Raw genomic sequence first — 18,418 nt, forward strand, 5'->3', positions numbered from 1 at the left:
GGGGGGCGGGGAATGCGGAGGTGGGGGTGGGAGTGGTCACGGCGGCGCTCCAGGAAGGGGGTCGGTTTCAGTATGCGGCCGGCGGCGGCGCCGTACTCTCGCGGGGCTCCAGCCTGGGCAGCTCGCTCTCGCGGGACCTCGGGCGGCCCCCCGCGAGGAGGGCGAGGAGCTCCTCGGCGGCGAGCCGGCCGAAGCCGGCGGTATCGCGGACCAGGGCCGTGAGCCGGGGCCGGGTGACCCGGCAGAGCGCGGAGTCGTCCCAGGCGACGACGGACAGCCCGCCCGGGACCGGGATGCCCAGCTCGGAGGCGACGGCCACACCGGCCACCGCCATGACGTCGTTGTCGTAGACGATCGCGGTCGGCGGCTCCGGCTCGGCGAGGATCCGCCGGGTGGCCTCCGCCCCCTCGGCGTCGGAGTAGTCGGTGGTCACCGAGCGCACCTGTCCGGGGCCGAGGCCCAGCCGCCGGGCCTCGGCGCGCAGCGAGCTGATCCGGCGCTCGGTGTGGGCGAGCCCGGGCATTCCCGCGACGTGCGCGATCCGGCGGTGGCCGAGCCCGTGGAGGTGGTCGAGCACCTGCGCCATGGCCCCGGCGTCGTCGGCCCGGACGGCGGACAGGGCGGCGGACGAAGCGGCGGGGGCGGCGGAGCCGGGAGTGTCGGAGCCGGGAGAAGCGGAGGCCGGTCCCGTCTCCCCCACCGTGACGGCCGGCAGCGCGAGCTGTTCGAGCAGGGCCGGGCGCGGGTCGTCGGTCCTCGGGTCCACGACGACGACCCCGTCGACGCGCCGCTCGGCCCACCAGCGGCGGTAGACGGCGCATTCGGCGTCGAGGTCCTCGACCACCTGGAAGAGCAGGGCGATCCGGCCCGCGGCCAGCACCTCCTGGATGCCGGAGACGAGCTGGAGGAAGAAGGACTCGACGCCGAGCGTGTGCGCGGGCCGGGCGAGGACCAGGCCCACGGCGCCGGACTGTTCCCCGGAGAGGGCGCGGGCGGCGCTGTTGGGCTGCCAGCCGAGCTCCTCGGCGACCCGCCGGATGCGGGCGCGGGTGTCCTGAGAGACCCCGGGCCGGTCGTTGAGCGCGAAGGAGACGGCGCTCTCCGACACCCCGGCCTGGCGGGCGATGTCCTTGATGGTGGGTCTGCGGGCCATGGCCTGTCTCATCCCTCGCTGACGTGGACGGCAATGGCCGGACCGTACGCGATCCTGCCCTGGCAGACCGCCTTGACCACGATCCAGTACTCCCCGGCGGGGACGCCGAGCGGCGGCCGCAGCTCGAAGACGGCCTGCGTCTCGCCGTCCGCCGGGACCTCGACGGGCAGGACGGCGGGGGCCGTCAGCTCCCAGGTGCCGAACGGGGAGACGGCGTACGCCTGCCCCGTCAGGGGGGTGCGGATGCCGGTGGAACCGATGCGCGCCCGTACGAGGGCCCGCCCGCCGGGGGCCACGGTGACTGCGGGCTCCGGCGCGGCCACCCACACCCCGGCCGGCACCCCGGCCGGGGTGCCGGGGACGGTGACGGCGAGCACGTCCTCGAAGGTGCCCGCCGGGGTGGTGGCGAGGATCCGGACCAGGTGTTCGCCGGGTGCCGCTCCGGCGGCGGGCTCCACGGCGAGCGGGAAGGAGACGTGACCGCCGGGCGGGAGCTCGGTCCGCCGCCGGGTCCAGGAGGTGGTCCAGCCCTCCGGGGCCCGGACCTCCAGTCCGACCGGGCCGCCGTCCGCCCGTCCGTGGGCGGCGAGGGTGACCGTGGCCCCGGCGGGGATCCCGTCGCACGTCACCGTGTACGGGGCGTCGCCGAGCGGCGCGGTCCCGGTGTTGTGCAGCCAGTACCGGCTGAACACCGGCTGGTGCGGCTCCCGTTCGCGCTGCCGCAGCGGCATGCCGGATTCCGTGAGCAGCAGGAGCGTGGTCGTCGCGGCGCCCCGGATCTGCCCCTCGAAGAAGCCGGTGGGGCGGTCCAGCAGATCGGCCTCGGCCGCCGGATCCGTCGGCCACAGGGTCTCCGCCATCACCGGGCGGCCGTGCGTTTCGCGCAGCCGGACGGCAAGGTCGCCGCGGGCACCGGAGCCCTCGGCCCGCTTCACCGACTCGATCAGCACCCGGTCGGCCGGCTCCACCCCGAGCAGCGAGCGCGCGGGCGGCCGGGGCCCCTCGGCGGGGGCGGCCGTGACGGCGGTGAGCGGCTTGTTGAACTCCCGTCCGCGGCGCGCGAGGTCCACCGCCCGCCAGTCCCCGGAGCCCGCGACCAGCGCGTGCTCGAAGACGTGGGTCCAGTGCTGGAGCTGGAAGGAGCTGCCGTCGGGGGCGGTGCGCCGCGGAGGGTCCATCCACTCCCCGCTCGGGCGGCCGGTGCAGGACCGCATCAGGGTGCTGTGCAGCCGCCCGGCGGTGTCGACGGCGAAGCTGGGCGTGCCGCGCACCAGGATCCCGACGGTGCGGTCGGCGTACGGCTCCTCGTGCGGGTGGACCTCCTCGTGCGAGCCCGCTCCGTCCGGCGCGGCCGGGGCGTCGACCCGGCCCGACGCGGCGACGGCCCGGGCCAGTTGCGCCGGGGCCCCGGCGTGGACCAGGACCGGCAGGTCCCGCAGGCCCGTCAGATCGCAGCCGGGGCTCCAGAGCGAGCGCAGCCCCGCGCGGGCCGCGACCCAGACCTGCCCGTGTTCCCGTAGGGCCTTCTCATACGCGGGGCCCGCCGACTCCAGCAGCGCCGCCGTGAAGGGGTTCTCCTCGGGGCCGCCGAGTGCGATGCGGACGTCGGGCAGGCTGCTGTCCACCGCGAGGTCGCCCCAGCGCGGCCCGGCCGCCCGGGTCGGGGTCGCGGTGACCCCGTGCCGGCCGAGGGCGGTGACCAGCTCGCGCAGTCCCGCAGGGGTGTCCGCGTCCGGGAGGACGATCTCCGCCGCGCCCAGGGCCCGGCCGCCCGGCCCGGTCATCGGCGCCGACAGCGCGAACCAGTTCAGGCAGGGGCTGTCCAGGGTCCAGGGGGCCCGGGTGTGGTCGGCCCCGGTGTCCGCCTCGGTGAAGGCGAAACCGCGCCCCACCGCGGAGGCGGCCGTCTCGGCCACCGGCAGCGCCCCGGGCACGTCGGCCGGGATCCGCAGCCGCAGCAACTGGTCGGAGCCTTCGAACGCGTGCACCGTCGTGGTGAGTTCCGCCCGGTCCAGGCCGTTCCACAGGGTGGTGGTCCGGGTCCAGCGGACGGGCCCGGTCCGCCCGGTGGCCACGATGCGCGAACCGAGCGGCCCCCGCTCCGCGCGGCAGGACTCGGCGGGCCCGGCGCCCGAACCGGTGCCCGGGCCCTTGGGCAGCAGGTGCCAGGGTCCCTCTTCGAAGTAGGGGTGCTGGTCGTACTCCTCCTGCACGACGAGCTCGTCCACCTCGCCGGGGGTGAGGATCTCCTGCCCGGTGCGCCGGTCCAGCAGCCGGGCCAGGCCGCCGCCGCGCGCGGGATCGGCCTCGGCGCGCAGGAACTCGTTCTCCACGGCGTGCCCGGGGGCCGGCTCCCAGCCGCCTGAGACGGGCGCATCGCAGGTGGCGAGCCACCAGGTGCGGTGGCCGAGCGAGGGCACGTCCTCGGCGAGGAAGGCCAGTTCGGCGGTCCCGTCGGCCACGGCCTCGATGTGCACGGGCGCCGCGCGGCCCGCCCCGTCCAGGACGGCGATCAGGCCGGCGCGGTCGTCGGCGAGGCCGAGCGCCGCCAGTTCGACGCGGGTGCGGACCAGGTCGGTACGGGTCCACGAGACCGGGTTGTGCACGGTGACGGCGAGCGGCCCGGGGCCACGGGTGTCGGCCGCGGCGGTGAGCGCGGCGAGCGCCTCCTCCCGTACGCCGTCGGCCAGTTCGAAGGCCTCGCGCCAGGTGGGGAGCAGGTCGAGGTAGACCTGGTCGGAGAAGGTCCCGGTGACGGCGTCGTGGTGGGCGGCGTGCAGCAGGTGGCGCCAGGCCTTGGACAGGGTCTGCGCGGGGTAGTCGGTCAGGCCTTCGGCGCAGGCGAGGGCGGCGAAGGTCTCGGCCTGTTCGAGGAGGTTCTCGGAGGCCCGGTGCGCCTGCTTCACGTCGGCGTAGGTGACGTCCTTGCCGGTGTAGACCGGACCCATCTCCCTCGTGACCGGGAGCGGTTGCCCGCCGCGCGCCGCGAGTTCGGCGCGCACGGCGTCGAAGTGGGCGCGCGGGCCGGTGTGTTCCATGCGGGGCCAGCAGTAGCGGCGGTTCCAGGCGTGCTGCACGTCGAGGCCCCAGCGGTGCGGCCAGGAGAAGTCGGTGCCCATCGGGATCAGGACGTTCTTGGTCGCGGCGGCGGTGCGCAGCAGCTCGTACAGCTCCAGCAGCTGTTCGGCGGCGGCCTCGGCGTCCGGCGCCCGGTGGGAGAACCAGCCGGCGGAGTAGTGCGCGGGCAGGTAGTGCAGGAGCAGCCCCTCCCCGCCGGGGGCGATCCACTCGTACTCGGCGGGCAGCTGCATGGCGGCGGGCGCGCGCAGCTCGTCGCCCCAGGTGTCCATCATCGGCCCCCACTGGTGGTGGGGGCCGCGGGCGAGGACGGCGGAGTCGAGCCCGGCGCCGGCCATCAGGGCGGGGAAGGAGGGGTCGTGGCCGAAGACGTCGAGCTGCCAGGCGGTGCGCGGGTCGGCGCCGAGGGTGCCGCGGTGCAGGGCGAGGCCGTGGACGGCGGAGCGGATGGTGGTCTCGGCGGAGGTGAGGTTGGTGGAGGGCTCGTTGTAGGTGCCGCCGACGATCTCCACGCGGCCTTCGGCGATCAGCGCGCGCAGCTCGGCGCGTTCGGCCGGGTGGGTGTCCCAGTACGGCTTGAGGTAGTCGACCTCGGAGAGCACGAAGCGGTACGCCGGGTCCTCGCGCGCCTGCTGGAGGTGGAGCGGGATCAGGGTGAAGGCCGGGACGCCGGTGTACTCCCAGCCGCGCTCGGCCTCGCCGGGTTTCGACGGGGCGTCCCAGAGGGCGGTGTAGGCGGCCTGGGTGTTCCACCACATGGGGTCGTAGTGGAAGTGCGGGACCAGCCGGACGGTCCAGCCGGGCTCGGCGACGACCAGGCCGAAGGGCAGCTCGGCGAGCGGCCGCCCGTCGGGGGTGGTGACGCGGGCGGTGGCGGGCAGGACGGTCCCGGGGGCGGCGCCCGGGGTGCGGACGGCGACCTCGACGGTGGACTCGACGCCAGGGCTCTCTGCGGTGTCGGCGCGCACGATGCGGGGGTGCGCGGTGGTGATTCCGGCCCCGTGCACGGACACGTACAGCGGCCCGGCCGGGCGCGGCCCTGCGGATGCGCACCCGGATGACCTGCGAGGGGGTTTCCGGTGGGCCGCTGAAGAGGGCGGGTGTGGTGACCGACGTGACCGTAATTCCGCTGTCCAATTCCGCACACTTCCTTGCGTTGCAACACCGTTCAACAGAAACTAAACCGCATTAGTTGCCCAGCTTCCAGCGGCCGCAACCGGCCTGTCAACGGGACTGAAGCGCATAAGTACCACCGCCGCGGGAGTCAGGACTTTCATCCCGCCACGTCGGGACGTTCGGAGATAGCGGCCCTGTTGACTTATCCGGCTCGGGGACGGCAGGTTATGCGCATCCGGCGAATTCCCCCTGAACTCCAGGACCCCTCATGCACGACGGACCCGCCACCTCCCCCGCCCCGCGAACCCTGCGTTTCGGCGCCAACTACACGCCGACGCGCGGCTGGTTCCACCACTGGCTCGACTTCGACCTCGACGAGGTCAGGGCCGACCTCGACTCGATCGCCGGCCTCGGCCTGGACCACGTACGGGTCTTCCCGCTGTGGCCGGTGTTCCAGCCGAACCGGACGCTGATCCGGCCGCGCGCCGTCGAGCAGCTCGTCGCGCTCGCCGACGCGGCCGCCGACCGCGGGCTCGACGTCAACGTGGACGGGCTCCAGGGGCACCTGTCGAGCTTCGACTTCCTGCCCGCCTGGACCGGCACCTGGCACCGGCGCAACATCTTCAGCGATCCGCAGGTCGTCGCCGGGCAGGAGGAGTACCTGCGCACGCTGGCCGCCGCCCTCGCGGACCGGCCGAACTTCCTGGGCATGACGGTCGGCAACGAGATCAACCAGTTCTCCGACGATCCGCACCCCTCCCCCGACCGGATCACCCGGGAGCAGGCCGGGCGCTGGCTGGAGCGGATGCTCGCCGCCTGCGAGCGGGGCGCGCCGGGCCGCATGCACCTGCACGCGGAGTACGACGCCGCCTGGTACCAGGACGGCCACCCCTTCACGGTGGCCCAGGCGGCCCGTCTCGGCGCCGCGACCGCCGTGCACTCCTGGGTGTTCAACGGCACCGCCCAGCGCCACGGCCGGACCGGGACGGCGACCGAGCACCACGCCGCGTACCTGATCGAGCTCTCCAAGGCCTGGGCCCTCGACCCGCACCGCCCGGTCTGGCTCCAGGAGGTGGGCGCGCCCGCGCCGCTGATCGGGCCCGAGCACGCGGCCTCCTTCACCGAGGCCACCGTGGCGAACGCCCTGGACTGCCCCGGCCTGTGGGGCGTGACCTGGTGGTGCTCGCACGACGTGTCCCGGGAGCTCGCGGACTTCCCCGAGCTGGAGTACGGACTGGGCCTGCTCACCAACGACCGCCGGACCAAGCCCGCCGGCGAGGTGATCGCCCGGATCACCGAGGAGTGGCGGGGCCGCGAACACCGCCCGGCGGTGCGCTCGACCGCGCTCGCCGTGGACGTCGGCGGCGCCGAGTCCGCGCCGAACCGCTCGGTGTGCGCACCCGGCGGGGCCTTCTTCGAGGCCTGGGCGACGCTCACCGCCCGGGGGGTCCGGCCGGCCGTGGTCCTGGCGGAGCTGGCCGAGGACGCGGAGCACCTGGCCGCCCGCGGCATCACCGAGGTACTGCACGTGTCCGACGTCCCCGCCGGGGTCTGACCGGGCCTGACCGGGCCGCCAGGCCCACCCGGCACGCCCGGCCCCGACCCGGCCCTCCCGGCCGCTACCGAGGAGAACCTCATGTCCGAGATCGACGACGGCGTCGACCCTCGCACCGCCCACCCGTCCGACCCGCCCCCGTCCGACCCGCCCCCGTCCGACCCGCCCCCATCCGGCCGCCACCGGCCCGACCCCCGCCCGTCCTCCATACGCCCGACCCGGCGCGGGATGCTGTTCGCCGGAGCCGGGGCCGGCGCCGCCACCCTGCTGTGCGGGACGGCCGGGGCCGCGGCTGCCGCGACGACCGCCCCCGCGACCCCGGGTCCGGCCGCACCGCCCGCCCCCGCCGAACCCCCGGAGGGACTCGCCCCGTACGCCTCGTACTGGTTCCCCGACTCGCTGCCCGCGGGGACCCCGGGCCCCGGGATCACCTGGCGCTCCCTGATGCGGTGGACCCCGGAGTCCGACCCCGATCTGGCCTACAACACCGCGACCGTTCCGCTGGCGCCCCGCTTCACCCCGGTGCCGCCGAACACCACGGCCCGCGCCGGCCGGGCCCGTATCGCCTCGCTCGTCTCCTTCGGGAGCACGGCGGGCAATCCGGCCCAGGGCTCGCCCACCGCCGACTTCTACGCCCTCACCCACTGGGCGTACATCGACGAGCTCGTCTTCTGGGGCGGCTCCTCCGGCGAGGGCATCGTGCTCGCCCCGAACGCGCCCGTCACCGACGCCGCGCACCGCAACGGCGTCCGGGTGCTGGGCAACGTGTTCCTGCCGCCCGTGCCCTACGGCGGCGACCTCCGGTGGACCCGAGACCTGGTCCGCCAGGACTCCCTCGGCCGGTTCCCGGTCGCCGAGAAGCTGGTGGAGGTGGCGCGGGCGTACGGGTTCGACGGCTGGTTCGTCAACGCCGAGACCGAGGGCGGCGACAGCGAACTCGCGGCCCGGATGCAGCGGTTCCTGCGTGCCCTGCGCGCCGCCGGTGAACCGCACGGCCTGAGCATCACCTGGTACGACGCGATGAACTCCACCGGGAAGGTCGGCTGGCAGGGCGCGCTGAACGAGCTCAACCAGGAGTTCTACGAGGACCGCAGGGGCAAGGTCGCGGACACCATGTTCGTGGACTTCCGCTGGACCCCGGCGACCCTGGCCGCCTCCGGCGCCCTCGCCGACCGGCTCGGCCGCAGGCGCCACGAGCTGTGGGCGGCCGTGGACACGGAGTCCCACGGCTGGAACGCGACGGTGGACTGGGACGCGATCGTCCCGCGCGGGAGCGACCACGTCGTCTCCTACGGGTTCTACCGGCCCGAGTGGACCCGCAACCACCTCGCCGACCGCTCCCCCGGCGCCTTCCACCGCGCCGACGACCGGTTCTGGACGGGCGAGTCCCTGGACCCGGCCCGTCCCTCCCCCGAGGACACCTGGCGCGCCCCCGCCACCGTCGTCGCCGACCGGTCCACCGTGTCCGCGCTGCCCTTCGCCTGCTCCTTCAACACCGGGCACGGGGAACGCTGGTACGAGGACGGCGAGCCCGTCTCCGACACCGGATGGAACCACCTCGGCCTCCAGGACCGGCTCCCGGGCCGCCGCTGGGCCGTGCACACCACCGGAACCCGCCCCGAGGTCACCCTCGACTTCGCCCGGGCCTGGCGCGGCGGTTCCAGCCTGCTCGTCGCCGGCGCGCTCACCGCCCCGGTCACCGTGGGACTGCACGCCACCCGGCTGCCCCTGACCCGCTCCTGCGTCGCGGAGCTGGTGCACTCCACCGAGTCGGGCCCGGTGACGGTCGAGTTCGGCGTGGCCACCCGCGAGCCGTCCGGCCCCGGGCAGGAGGTCCCGTACACCTGGCTGAAGGCGCAGACCCTCGGGACCGGGCGGGGCTGGCGCACGGCCAGGGTCCGGCTGTCGGAACTGGCGGGCGCGACCGCCCACGGTCTGGCCGTACGGATCACCCGACGCGGGAAGGAGCCGGTGCGCTGGCGACTCGGCGCAGTGACGGTACGCGAGGCCGCCGCGCGACCCCGCCCGGCGACTCCGGGCACCCCGGCCGTGTCCGCCTCGTCCCAGCAGTCCGGCAGGGCCTCCCTACGACTGACCTGGCAGCGGGCCGCCGGGCCCCCGAGCCAGCTCCGTCAACTCCGTCACTACGAAGTGTCCCGCGTCCTGCCGGACGGCACCCGCCGCTTCCTCGGCGGCACCTGTGGCACCGCCCTCTACCTCCCGGCCGTCGAGCGGGCCGGGCGGGAGGAGGAGGCGGTCTTCGAGATCCGGGCCGTGGACGAGGTGTACGCGGTCTCCGCCCCCGCCCGCACCACCCTCATCTGGACCGGAGCCCTCCCAGGCCGGTGACCCCGCGGTTCACTCGGAACCGCCGGCAGGATCGGTGCGCGGGACGGCCAGCGTCACGCGCAGGCCGTGCGGCGGGTTCTTCTCGTAGGAGAGGGACCCGCCGCCCGCGCCGAGCAGGATGCGGGCGATGGAGAGGCCCAGCCCGGAGCCCTTGATGTTCTGGTGGCGTCCGCTGCGCCAGAACCGGTCCCCGATCCGCAGCAGCTCCTCCTCGGTGAGCCCGGGGCCCCGGTCGGCGACCACGATCAGCACCCGGTCGCCCTCCACGGAGAGCGCCACCTCGACGTCCTCACCCTCCGGAGTGAACTTGAGGGCGTTGTCGATGACGGCGTCGAGCGCGCTGGAGAGCGCGATCGGGTCCGCCCAGCCGGTGGCGGCGCTGCGCCCCGTCCCGGTGAGCCGCACGCCCTTCTCCTCGGCGAACGGGCGCCAGGCGGTCACCCGCTCGGCGGCCAGCCCGGCGATGTCGATCAGGCTGATCTCGGCTGTGGCGTGCTCGGCCAGGGCCAGGTCGAGCAGGTCGTCCAGGACCTGGGTCAGGCGCTTGCCCTCGGTCCGTACGGAGGCGATCTCCTCGTTGCCCTCGGGCAGTTCGAGGGCGAGCAGCTCGATCCGCAGGAGCAGTGCGGCGAGCGGGTTGCGCAGCTGGTGGGAGGCATCGGCGACGAAGGCGCGCTGCTGTTCCAGCACCTCTTCGACGTTGTCGGCCATCTCGTTGAACGAGCGGGCCAGGCGCCTGAGTTCCGGGGGGCCGCCGCCCGCCGCGACGCGGGAGTTCATCCGCCCGGTGGCGATGCCGTGGGCGGCGGCGTCCAGGGTCCCCACGGGCTTGAGCACCCAGCTGGTCAGCCGCAGGGCGGCGCCGAAGGCCACGAGCATGGCCGCGCCGAGCCCGGCGGCGATCACCAGCCAGCCCCGCAGGATCCGGGCGCGCATCTGGCCGGTGGGCGACTCGGTGGCGACCACGGCGACCACGTCCCCGTCGAGGACGACCGGGGAGGCGACGAGGATCTTTCCGTTGGTCTGCCAGGGCCACACCTGGCCGGGGTCGTGGCTGCGCCGTCCGGCGAGCGCCTGGATGAAGGCCTCGTGCCCCTCCCCCTTCTCCGGCAGCTCCCACCAGCTGGGGGACCGGGCGATGGCGTTGGCGTCGCGGCGGAAGATGCCGACGCGGATCCCGTACAGCTCCTGGTAGCGGGCCAGTTCGTGCTGGAGGGTCTCGCGGCGTTCACCGGCTCCGCTGGAATTCGAGCCCTCGGCGTCGATGACGAACTGCGCGAGCGCGGCGAAGCGGGCGCTGTCGTCGATCCGGTCGACGACCACCCCCTGCTGCTGCCCGGCCGCGAGGGCCACGGCGAGCGGGAAGCCGAAGGCGATCAGGACGCCCGCCATCAGGACGACGAGCAGCGGGAGCAGACGGGCGCGCACGACGGGTGGCCGCTAGACGGCGGGCGGAGCGGAGGCGGCGGGCGGGGCGGGGGCCGCCGGGGCGGGCGGTACGACGAGCCGGTACCCCACGCCGCGGACGGTCTCGATGAGCGCCGGCATGCGCAGCTTGGACCGCAGCGAGGCCACGTGCACCTCGAGGGTCCGGCCGGTGCCTTCCCAACTGGTGCGCCACACCTCGCTGATGATCTGCTCGCGGCGGAAGACCACGCCGGGGCGCTGCGCGAGCAACGCCAGCAGGTCGAACTCCTTGCGGGTCAGCGCCACGTCGACGCCGTCCACGCTGACCCGGCGGGTGGAGAGCTCGATGCCGACGGTCCCGAGCCGGACCACGCCGGGCGTGCCCGCGGTGCCGACGGCGGTGGTCTCCTCGGAGGCGCCGGTACGGCGGGCCACCGCGTGGATGCGGGCGAGGAGTTCGCCGGTGTCGTAGGGTTTGGTGACGTAGTCGTCGGCGCCCATGTTGAGCCCGTGGATGCGGGAGCGCACGTCGGCCCGCGCGGTGACCATGATGACGGGCGTGCTGGTGCGCTTGCGGATCTTGCCGCACACCTCGTATCCGTCCTGGTCGGGCAGGCCGAGGTCGAGCAGGATCACCCCGTAGGGAGAGGCCTGGGGCGGGGCGCCCGCCGACAGCAGGGCCTGCAGGGCCTCCTCGCCGCTGCGGGCATGGGTGACCTTGAAGCCGTGCCGCGCGAGGATCGCGGACAGGGCGGCGGCGACGTGGTCGTCGTCCTCGACGAGCAGCAGTCTCATGTCGTCCCCCTCTCCATCTCTTGATCTCTTCGCGTTCGCATGGCGGACATCATGGGCCACCAAGCATCCACGCCGATGCGGACTCCCACGTCAAGACGGTTCCGGCCCGTCGGGGGTTCCGTTATCCACCCGGTACGGCCGGGGCCGGTGCCGGACACCCGCGGGTACGGAGCGTATCGGTGCGAGGCCGGATCGTTATGCTCAATTCTCCCTCAGATGTACTGACGCTGTGCGCGCCACGTCACTACTGTCCTCCCAACCGAGGAGGACGGAGCCACAAGCCGATGAGCGGAGTATCAGTGACCAAGGACGTGCGGGACGCGGCCGGTGCCGCGGACGACCTGGTCGTGCTGAGCAACGTCAACAAGCACTTCGGCGCGCTGCACGTGCTTCAGGACATTGATCTGAGCATTGCCCGCGGTGAGGTCGTCGTGGTGATCGGCCCTTCGGGGTCGGGCAAGTCCACGCTGTGCCGGACCATCAACCGCCTGGAGACGATCGATTCGGGCAGCATCACCGTCGACGGCAACCAACTGCCGTCGGAGGGCAAGGCGCTGGCGAAGCTGCGTGCCGATGTGGGCATGGTCTTCCAGTCGTTCAACCTCTTCGCGCACAAGACGGTGCTGCAGAACGTGATGCTGGGCCAGCTCAAGGTCCGCAAGGCGGACCAGGCGGCGGCACTGGAGAAGGCCAAGTCCCTCCTCGACCGGGTGGGCGTCGGCTCGCAGGCCGACAAGTACCCGGCCCAGCTCTCGGGCGGCCAGCAGCAGCGCGTGGCGATCGCGCGCGCCCTGGCGATGGACCCGAAGGTGATGCTCTTCGACGAGCCGACCTCGGCCCTCGACCCGGAGATGATCAACGAGGTGCTGGAGGTCATGCAGCAGCTCGCCCGGGAGGGGATGACCATGGTCGTCGTCACGCACGAGATGGGCTTCGCCCGCTCCGCCGCCAACCGAGTGGTCTTCATGGCCGACGGAAAGATCGTCGAAGAGGCCACGCCCGAGCAGTTCTTCAGCAACCCGCGGAGCGACCGGGCCAAGGACTTCCTCTCGAAGATCCTGCACCACTGACCTTCGTATCTGGTAGTGATCCGGTGACGGATCGTCGTCCAGCACGCACGTCTCACTTCACTGCTGTCTCACGTCTCACTTCGAGGGAAGTCTCACCATGAAGCTCTCCAAGGTCGGCGCGGCCGCCGCCATCGCCGTTGCTCTCGCCCTGACCGCGACCGCCTGTGGCGGCAGCGACAGCACCAAGCCCGGCAGCGACGCCAGCGCGTCGGGCGGGGCCAAGAAGGACAAGATCGTCATCGGCATCAAGTTCGACCAGCCGGGTGTGGGCCTCAAGACCCCCGACGGCAAGTTCACGGGCTTCGACGTGGACGTGGCGACGTACGTGGCCAAGGAGCTCGGCTACGAGCCCGACCAGATCGAGTTCAAGCAGGCCGTCAGCGCCGAGCGCGAGAACCTGATCTCCAACGGCGACGTGAAGCTGGTCGTGGCGAGCTACTCGATCAACGACAAGCGCAAGGAGAAGGTCGACTTCGCCGGCCCGTACTTCCTCGCGCACCAGGACCTGCTGGTCCGTGCCGACGACACCTCGATCACCAAGGCCGAGGACCTGAACAAGAAGAAGCTCTGCTCGGTCACCGGCTCCACGTCGGCGCAGAACGTCAAGACCAAGCTGGCCCCCGAGGCCGACCTGCAGCAGCTGGGTGGCTACTCCGAGTGCCTGACCGGTCTGGAGAACAAGGCCGTTGACGCCCTGACCACGGACAACTCGATCCTGGCCGGCTACGCGGCCCAGGACAAGAACAAGGGCAAGTTCAAGCTGGTCGGGCTGAGCCTGAGCAACGAGAACTACGGCATCGGCCTGAAGAAGGGCGACAAGGAGCTCCAGACCAAGGTCAACGCCGCCATCAAGAAGATGGAGGCGGACGGCGCCTGGGCCAAGGCCATCGAGAAGAACTTCGGTCCGTCCGGCTACAAGGCCGAGCCGGCCCCCGCGGTCACCGAAGGCAGCTGACCCGGCGGCCGGTCCGCCGGCCGATCCATCGGTGAGGAGCGTCGCCGCCCGCCTGCCGCGGGCGGCGCCGTGACCCACCGGCCAACCTGGCCATCCTGGGGAGAGCGCAGGCCATCGTGTTCGATTTTCTTGATTCCGGGCAGTACGACGTGCTCGGAGCCTTCTGGGTGACGGTTCAGCTCACCCTCTACTCGGCCGTCGGGTCCCTGATCTGGGGCACCGTACTGGTCGGGATGCGGGTCAGTCCGGTCCCGCTGATGCGGGGCTTCGCCACCGCGTACGTGAACCTCGTGCGCAACACCCCGCTGACCGTGCTGATCATCGGCTGTTCACAGGGCCTCAGCCTGACCCTCGGCGTCACCCTCGGCGGCGGCACGTTCAAGGAGATCGGTTTCCGCCTCGCGGTCCTCGGGTTCATCGCCTACACCGGCACCTTCGTCTGCGAGGCGATCCGCTCGGGCATCAACACGGTCCCGGTCGGCCAGGCCGAGGCCTCCCGCGCCCTGGGCATGAGCTTCGTCCAGACGCTCACCCTGATCGTGCTTCCCCAGGCGTTCCGCGCGGTCGTCGCACCGCTCGCCAACGTGCTGATCGCCCTCACCAAGAACACCACGGTGGCGGCGGCGATCGGCGTGGCCGAGGCGGCGCTGCTGATGAAGGAGATGGTCGAGAACGAACCGCAGGACCTCTTCGCCGTCTTCGGCGTCTTCGCCCTCGGATTCGTCCTTCTGACCCTGCCCACCGGCCTGCTCCTGGGCTGGGTGGCCAAGCGCGTGGCGGTGAAGCGATGACCTCGGTGCTGTACGACGCCCCGGGCCCCCGGGCCAAGGCCCGCAACTGGATCTACACCGGCGTCTTCCTGCTGGCGTCCGCCGCCCTCGCGTGGTGGGTGCTGTCCTCCCTCGCGGACAAGGGTCAGCTCGACGCCGACAAGTGGACCCCCTTCGTCGAGGGCCAGGTGTGGACGACCTTCCTGCTCCCCGGACTCTGGGAGACCCTGAAGGCCGGCGCCATCGCCATGGTGATCGCCCTCCCGCTGGGAGCCCTGCTCGGCCTCGGCCGGCTCTCCGACCATGCGTGGGTACGCACCGCCGTGGGCGCCTGGGTCGAGTTCTTCCGGGCCATCCCGGTGCTGATGCTGATGCTCTTCGGCTCCGCCTTCTTCGTGCAGTACACGACCGTCGCCTCCGAGATCAGGCCCCTGTACGCGGTGATCACCGGGCTGGTCCTGTACAACTCCGCCGTCATCGGCGAGATCGTCCGGGCCGGAGTCGACTCACTGCCGAAGGGCCAGACCGACGCCGCCAAGGCGATCGGCATGCGCAAGGGCCAGGTCATGACCTACGTCCTGCTCCCGCAGGCGGTGACCGCGATGCTCCCGGCGCTGGTCAGCCAACTCGTGGTGATCCTCAAGGACACCGCGATCGGAGGTGCGGTACTGGGATTCGCCGAGCTGTTGACCACGTACCGGCAGATCTCGGCGAACTACAGCAACATCATCCCGACCCTGATCGTGATCGCTGCGATCTACATCGCGGTGAACTTCGCCCTCACCACCTTCGCCTCCTGGCTGGAGGGCCGCCTGCGCAAGTCGAAGCGGACCACGGACGCGATCGTCCCGATCACCCTCGACGCGGGCAACAACAGCGCCGGCATGTGACCGTCCTCGCGACGCGGCATCGGACATCTGCCCGAACCCGGGTCGGACACCCGGCCTGACAGCCGGTCAGTACACTTGCGGGACACGTGTGGTGCGGCGGAACTCATCCGTCGCACCACTCGGCATTGTCCGGCCCGGCGTCACTTGACGCAGGCACCTCCAGTGGGTTGCATACGTTCTGTGATCACATACCGGACACCGGGAGCCACATCATGGACCCGGTGATCGTCGTCGGCGCGGGGCCCGTCGGGCTGTCCCTGTCCCTCGCCCTGGCCGGCCAGGGCGTGCCCTGCGTCGTGCTCGACGAGGGATCCGGCAAGGACGAACCCCGCCCCGCGCGCACCGTCGCCCTGCACGCCGACACCGCCGCGATGGTGCACCGGCTGGGCTGTACGACGCTGCGCGACGAGGGTGCGTACTTCACCGCCTGGCGCACCATGCGGCGCGGCCGCGAGTCCCGGCGGGTCACCTTCGAGGACGGCCCGGCCCCGATCCACCTGCCCCAGCACGCCCTGACCCGCGGACTGCGCGACGCCGCCACCGCACATCCCCTGGTCCAGCTGGTCACCGAGAGCAAACTCGACGCCCTGGAGCAGGACGACCGCGGGGTCACCGCCCACACCCGGGGCGCCGAGACCACGTGGTGGCGCGGCAGCCACCTGGTCGGCTGTGACGGGGCCCGCTCCACCGTGCGCAAGCTGCTCGGCATCCGCTTCCCCGGCCGCACCGCCGTCGAGCGGCACGCCGTGGCCGCCCTGCGCACCGAACTGCCTTGGCCGGGCGAAGCGTTGCTGGACCGCAGCCCGCCCGGGGAAGTCACCGCCCGGCCGCTGGCCGACGGGGCGTACCGGCTGGACTGGCTGCTCCCCGCGCGCGGGGACCTGGTCACCCCCGACGCGCTGGTGACCCTCATCCGCGACAGCCTCGCGCTGTGGTGCGGGGGCACGACACCCCCGTACGAGCTCCTCGACACCGGGGTCCACACCCTGCACCACCGGCTCGCCCGGCGCTGGCGCGACGGCCGCTGTTTCCTCGCCGGGGACGCGGCGCACCTGCTCGGCGCGCTCGGCACCCAGGGCGTGGAGGAAGGCCTCCGGGACGCCGAGAACCTCGCCTGGAAGCTCTCCCTCGCCTGGCACCAGGGGGCCTCCGAAGCCCTCCTCGACAGTTACGAGGCCGAGCGCCGCAGGGCGGTGGCCGCCCGGCTGCGCGCCGCCGACCAGGCCATGCCCGCGCTGCGGACCGGGGGCGGCCTGCGCACGTACCTCCCCGGAGCCTCGCGCGCCGCCGAACTCCTCCTCACCGACGGCCACTTGGGTCGCGGCCCGCTCGGCGCGGAGCCGGTGTACGCCCCGCCCGTGGCCGTCCACGACGTGCCCACCGCCACCGAGCCGGGCGGGTCCGTCGAGAACGTCCCGGTCACCGCGCCCGACGGCTCGACGGTGCCGCTGCGCGACCAGCTGGGGCGGGGCCGGCTCCTCGTCGTCCTCGTCGCCCCGGGCACCGGGGTCTGGGACCGGCGGCACTGGGTGGGCGCCGGCCTGATGCCCCGCCTCGCGGCGGCCGTCTCCGCGCTGCCGGTCCGGGCGGAACTGCTCGTGGCGGACGGCTACCCCGGGGCGGCGGCGCACACCGTGCTCCTCGTACGACCGGACGGGCATCTCGCGGCCACCTTCGCCGGGGTCCACCCGGCCGGGCTGTACGAGGCCGCGGACGCGGTCCGGCACGGCCCGTCGACCGCCGCCCCCGCCCCGGCATCCAGGAGCCTGCCCGCCGCCGCACCCGTGATCGATTGACCCTCCGGCCGAGTCGTGCTTCACTCGCGGACATGACCGGCAACGACGTACGCCTGTGGCGGAGGGTCCATATGGACCTGCTCCGCTACGCGGGCTGCGTGTGTCGCCCTTCCTGCTGATTCGCCCTTCCCTCTTGCGCGCCCCCCATGCGGGTGTGCCGCGCGCTCTCGCGAACCCCCAGGACGGTCATCCTCCATGTCTGCACCCACGCACGCCCCTGCCCCGGCGGCGGCTCCGGCTGCCGCCCCGGCCCTCTCGGCTGCGGATCTCCTCGCCTTCACCCGGCGCATCGCCTCCGACCCCGAACTGATCGCGTCCCTCCCCCTCGACCCCGAGGGCCGGACGTGGATCCGGCTCGACGGCCCGGGCGGCAGCGAGGCCTGGCTGATCGGCTGGCCGCCCGGCACCGGCACCGGCTGGCACGACCACGCCGAGTCGCGGGGCGCGTTCACCACCGCGCAGGGACACCTCACGGAGAACTCCCTGGCGGTCCGCCTCCCCTCCGAGGGCTGGCAGTCCCTCTCCCTGGCCCCCGACGTGGACCGCACGCGCCGGCTGGGCGCGGGCACCGGGCGGGCCTTCGGCGAGCACCACGTGCACGAGGTGCTCAACGAGTCCGCGACCGAGCACGCGATCTCCGTCCACGCGTACTACCCGCCGCTGCCCCTGATCCGCCGCTACAGCCGCACCGGCCCGGTGCTCACGCTGGAGCAGGTCGAGCGTCCGGCGGACTGGCAGTGAGCGGCATCGACGCCCTCGTCGACCGGCTGCGGACCACGTACACCCGCGTGGACGCGGCCCAGGCGCACGCGGAGTCCCTGACCGGGGCCCTGCTGGTCGACATCAGGTACCAGGCCCTGCGCGAGCGGGACGGGCTGATCCCGGGCGCGCTGGTGGTCGAGCGCAATGAACTGGAATGGCGCCTCGACCCGGAAGGCTCCCACCGCCTCCCGGAGGCGGTGGACCACGACGTCCGCATCATCGTGATCTGCAACGAGGGCTACGCCTCCACCCTCGCGGCGGCCTCCCTCCACGCCCTGTCCCTCCCCAACGCGACGGACCTCACGGGCGGCTTCCAGGCCTGGAAGGCCGCGGGCCTGCCCGTTGTACGTTCCTAACGCGCCGCTCGCACCGCTGCGCGGGCTTCGCATCGCTGCGCCGGACTCCGTCCGGCGGGGGCCGGTCGGGGCTGTCGCCCCTGTCGTCCCGGCGTGAGGTCCGGTGGGCGGGTGCGGCTGGGTCGGCCCTGCGGGGCGAGGTCCCCTACCCACCCTTCGCCCGTTCCCCGGGGCTCCGCCCCGGACCCCGCTCCTCAAACGCCGGAGGGGCTGGGTTTTCGCCGGTGCTGGATTGCCCGCAGGGCAATTCCAGCCTCGCCGGCGTTTGAGGCGCGGGGTCTGGGGCGGAGCCCCGGGACGGGTCCGGGCGGAGCCCGGGGAACGGTGGAAGGGCGGGTAGGGGACTCCTCGCCCCGCAGGGCCGAA

Annotated in this window: 14 protein-coding genes; 10 read left to right on the plus strand and 4 right to left on the minus strand. The window is 73.3% G+C overall.

All coding sequences use genetic code 11. From position 1 onward, the window contains the following. Positions 1-67: 67 nt before the first annotated feature. Entirely contained in the window at positions 68-1,153 is a 1,086-nt protein-coding gene (locus tag OG898_RS02805) for a LacI family DNA-binding transcriptional regulator (protein ID WP_266954796.1), read from the minus strand. A gap of 8 nt (positions 1,154-1,161) precedes the next feature. Next, the gene (locus OG898_RS02810; RefSeq protein ID WP_266954798.1) at positions 1,162-5,244 is read right to left on the minus strand and encodes an NEW3 domain-containing protein; all 4,083 of its coding nucleotides are present in this window, start codon (positions 5,242-5,244) and stop codon (positions 1,162-1,164) included. Between the two features lie 371 nt (positions 5,245-5,615). Here OG898_RS02810 and OG898_RS02815 point away from each other — a divergent pair, with 371 nt between their 5' ends. Both OG898_RS02815 and OG898_RS02820 read left to right on the plus strand, forming a co-directional pair. Beyond that, positions 5,616-6,902: a glycosyl hydrolase gene (locus tag OG898_RS02815; protein WP_266954800.1), complete on the plus strand. Its 1,287-nt coding sequence runs from the start codon at positions 5,616-5,618 to the stop codon at positions 6,900-6,902. Between the two features lie 228 nt (positions 6,903-7,130). Next, a complete protein-coding gene (locus OG898_RS02820; protein WP_266960046.1) occupies positions 7,131-9,251 on the plus strand; it encodes an endo-beta-N-acetylglucosaminidase in 2,121 nt (706 codons plus the stop codon). Between the two features lie 9 nt (positions 9,252-9,260). On the opposite strand, the gene OG898_RS02825 is transcribed toward OG898_RS02820, so the two are convergent. Both OG898_RS02825 and OG898_RS02830 read right to left on the minus strand, forming a co-directional pair. Next, positions 9,261-10,679 carry a HAMP domain-containing sensor histidine kinase gene (locus OG898_RS02825; protein ID WP_250754527.1) on the minus strand — a complete coding sequence of 473 codons (1,419 nt, stop codon included), beginning with the start codon at positions 10,677-10,679 and terminating at the stop codon, positions 9,261-9,263. A 12-nt stretch (positions 10,680-10,691) separates the two neighbouring features. Next, entirely contained in the window at positions 10,692-11,453 is a 762-nt protein-coding gene (locus tag OG898_RS02830) for a response regulator transcription factor (protein WP_250754524.1), read from the minus strand. A 284-nt stretch (positions 11,454-11,737) separates the two neighbouring features. Here OG898_RS02830 and OG898_RS02835 point away from each other — a divergent pair, with 284 nt between their 5' ends. The 8 genes from OG898_RS02835 to OG898_RS02865 all read left to right on the plus strand — a co-directional run bounded on the left by OG898_RS02835 (position 11,738) and on the right by OG898_RS02865 (position 18,052). Further along, positions 11,738-12,523: an amino acid ABC transporter ATP-binding protein gene (locus tag OG898_RS02835; RefSeq protein ID WP_250754522.1), complete on the plus strand. Its 786-nt coding sequence runs from the start codon at positions 11,738-11,740 to the stop codon at positions 12,521-12,523. A gap of 97 nt (positions 12,524-12,620) precedes the next feature. Continuing rightward, positions 12,621-13,478 carry a glutamate ABC transporter substrate-binding protein gene (locus OG898_RS02840; RefSeq protein WP_250754520.1) on the plus strand — a complete coding sequence of 286 codons (858 nt, stop codon included), beginning with the start codon at positions 12,621-12,623 and terminating at the stop codon, positions 13,476-13,478. 116 nt (positions 13,479-13,594) lie between these two features. Further along, positions 13,595-14,269, plus strand: coding sequence for an amino acid ABC transporter permease (locus OG898_RS02845; protein WP_266954802.1), 675 nt, complete (start codon positions 13,595-13,597; stop codon positions 14,267-14,269). Beyond that, a complete protein-coding gene (locus OG898_RS02850; protein ID WP_250754516.1) occupies positions 14,266-15,138 on the plus strand; it encodes an amino acid ABC transporter permease in 873 nt (290 codons plus the stop codon). The genes OG898_RS02845 and OG898_RS02850 overlap by 4 nt, the downstream gene beginning before the upstream one ends. A 212-nt stretch (positions 15,139-15,350) precedes the next feature. Further along, complete coding sequence (locus OG898_RS02855) at positions 15,351-16,934, plus strand: NAD(P)/FAD-dependent oxidoreductase (RefSeq protein WP_266954805.1); 1,584 nt, start codon at positions 15,351-15,353, stop codon at positions 16,932-16,934. 32 nt (positions 16,935-16,966) lie between these two features. Beyond that, positions 16,967-17,053 carry a putative leader peptide gene (locus OG898_RS36210; protein ID WP_311318651.1) on the plus strand — a complete coding sequence of 29 codons (87 nt, stop codon included), beginning with the start codon at positions 16,967-16,969 and terminating at the stop codon, positions 17,051-17,053. A gap of 76 nt (positions 17,054-17,129) precedes the next feature. Continuing rightward, on the plus strand, positions 17,130-17,675 hold the full coding sequence (locus tag OG898_RS02860; RefSeq protein ID WP_266954807.1) for a cysteine dioxygenase: 546 nt from the start codon (positions 17,130-17,132) through the stop codon (positions 17,673-17,675). Next, complete coding sequence (locus OG898_RS02865) at positions 17,666-18,052, plus strand: rhodanese-like domain-containing protein (protein ID WP_266960048.1); 387 nt, start codon at positions 17,666-17,668, stop codon at positions 18,050-18,052. Before OG898_RS02860 ends, OG898_RS02865 begins: the two co-directional genes overlap by 10 nt. Positions 18,053-18,418: the final 366 nt, after the last annotated feature.

It is taken from the genome of Streptomyces sp. NBC_00193, assembly GCF_026342735.1.
Lineage (GTDB): Bacteria > Actinomycetota > Actinomycetes > Streptomycetales > Streptomycetaceae > Streptomyces > Streptomyces stoeckheimensis.

Excerpts from the sequence above, each read along its gene's own strand:
- OG898_RS02805 (WP_266954796.1), bottom strand. The coding sequence starts at position 1,153 with ATGGCCCGCAGACCCACCATCAAGGACATCGCCCGCCAGGCCGGGGTG.
- OG898_RS02815 (WP_266954800.1), top strand. The coding sequence starts at position 5,616 with ATGCACGACGGACCCGCCACCTCCCCCGCCCCGCGAACCCTGCGTTTC.
- OG898_RS02820 (WP_266960046.1), top strand. The coding sequence starts at position 7,131 with ATGCTGTTCGCCGGAGCCGGGGCCGGCGCCGCCACCCTGCTGTGCGGG.
- OG898_RS02830 (WP_250754524.1), bottom strand. The coding sequence starts at position 11,453 with ATGAGACTGCTGCTCGTCGAGGACGACGACCACGTCGCCGCCGCCCTG.
- OG898_RS02835 (WP_250754522.1), top strand. The coding sequence starts at position 11,738 with ATGAGCGGAGTATCAGTGACCAAGGACGTGCGGGACGCGGCCGGTGCC.
- OG898_RS02840 (WP_250754520.1), top strand. The coding sequence starts at position 12,621 with ATGAAGCTCTCCAAGGTCGGCGCGGCCGCCGCCATCGCCGTTGCTCTC.
- OG898_RS02850 (WP_250754516.1), top strand. The coding sequence starts at position 14,266 with ATGACCTCGGTGCTGTACGACGCCCCGGGCCCCCGGGCCAAGGCCCGC.
- OG898_RS02855 (WP_266954805.1), top strand. The coding sequence starts at position 15,351 with ATGGACCCGGTGATCGTCGTCGGCGCGGGGCCCGTCGGGCTGTCCCTG.
- OG898_RS36210 (WP_311318651.1), top strand. The coding sequence starts at position 16,967 with ATGACCGGCAACGACGTACGCCTGTGGCGGAGGGTCCATATGGACCTG.
- OG898_RS02860 (WP_266954807.1), top strand. The coding sequence starts at position 17,130 with ATGTCTGCACCCACGCACGCCCCTGCCCCGGCGGCGGCTCCGGCTGCC.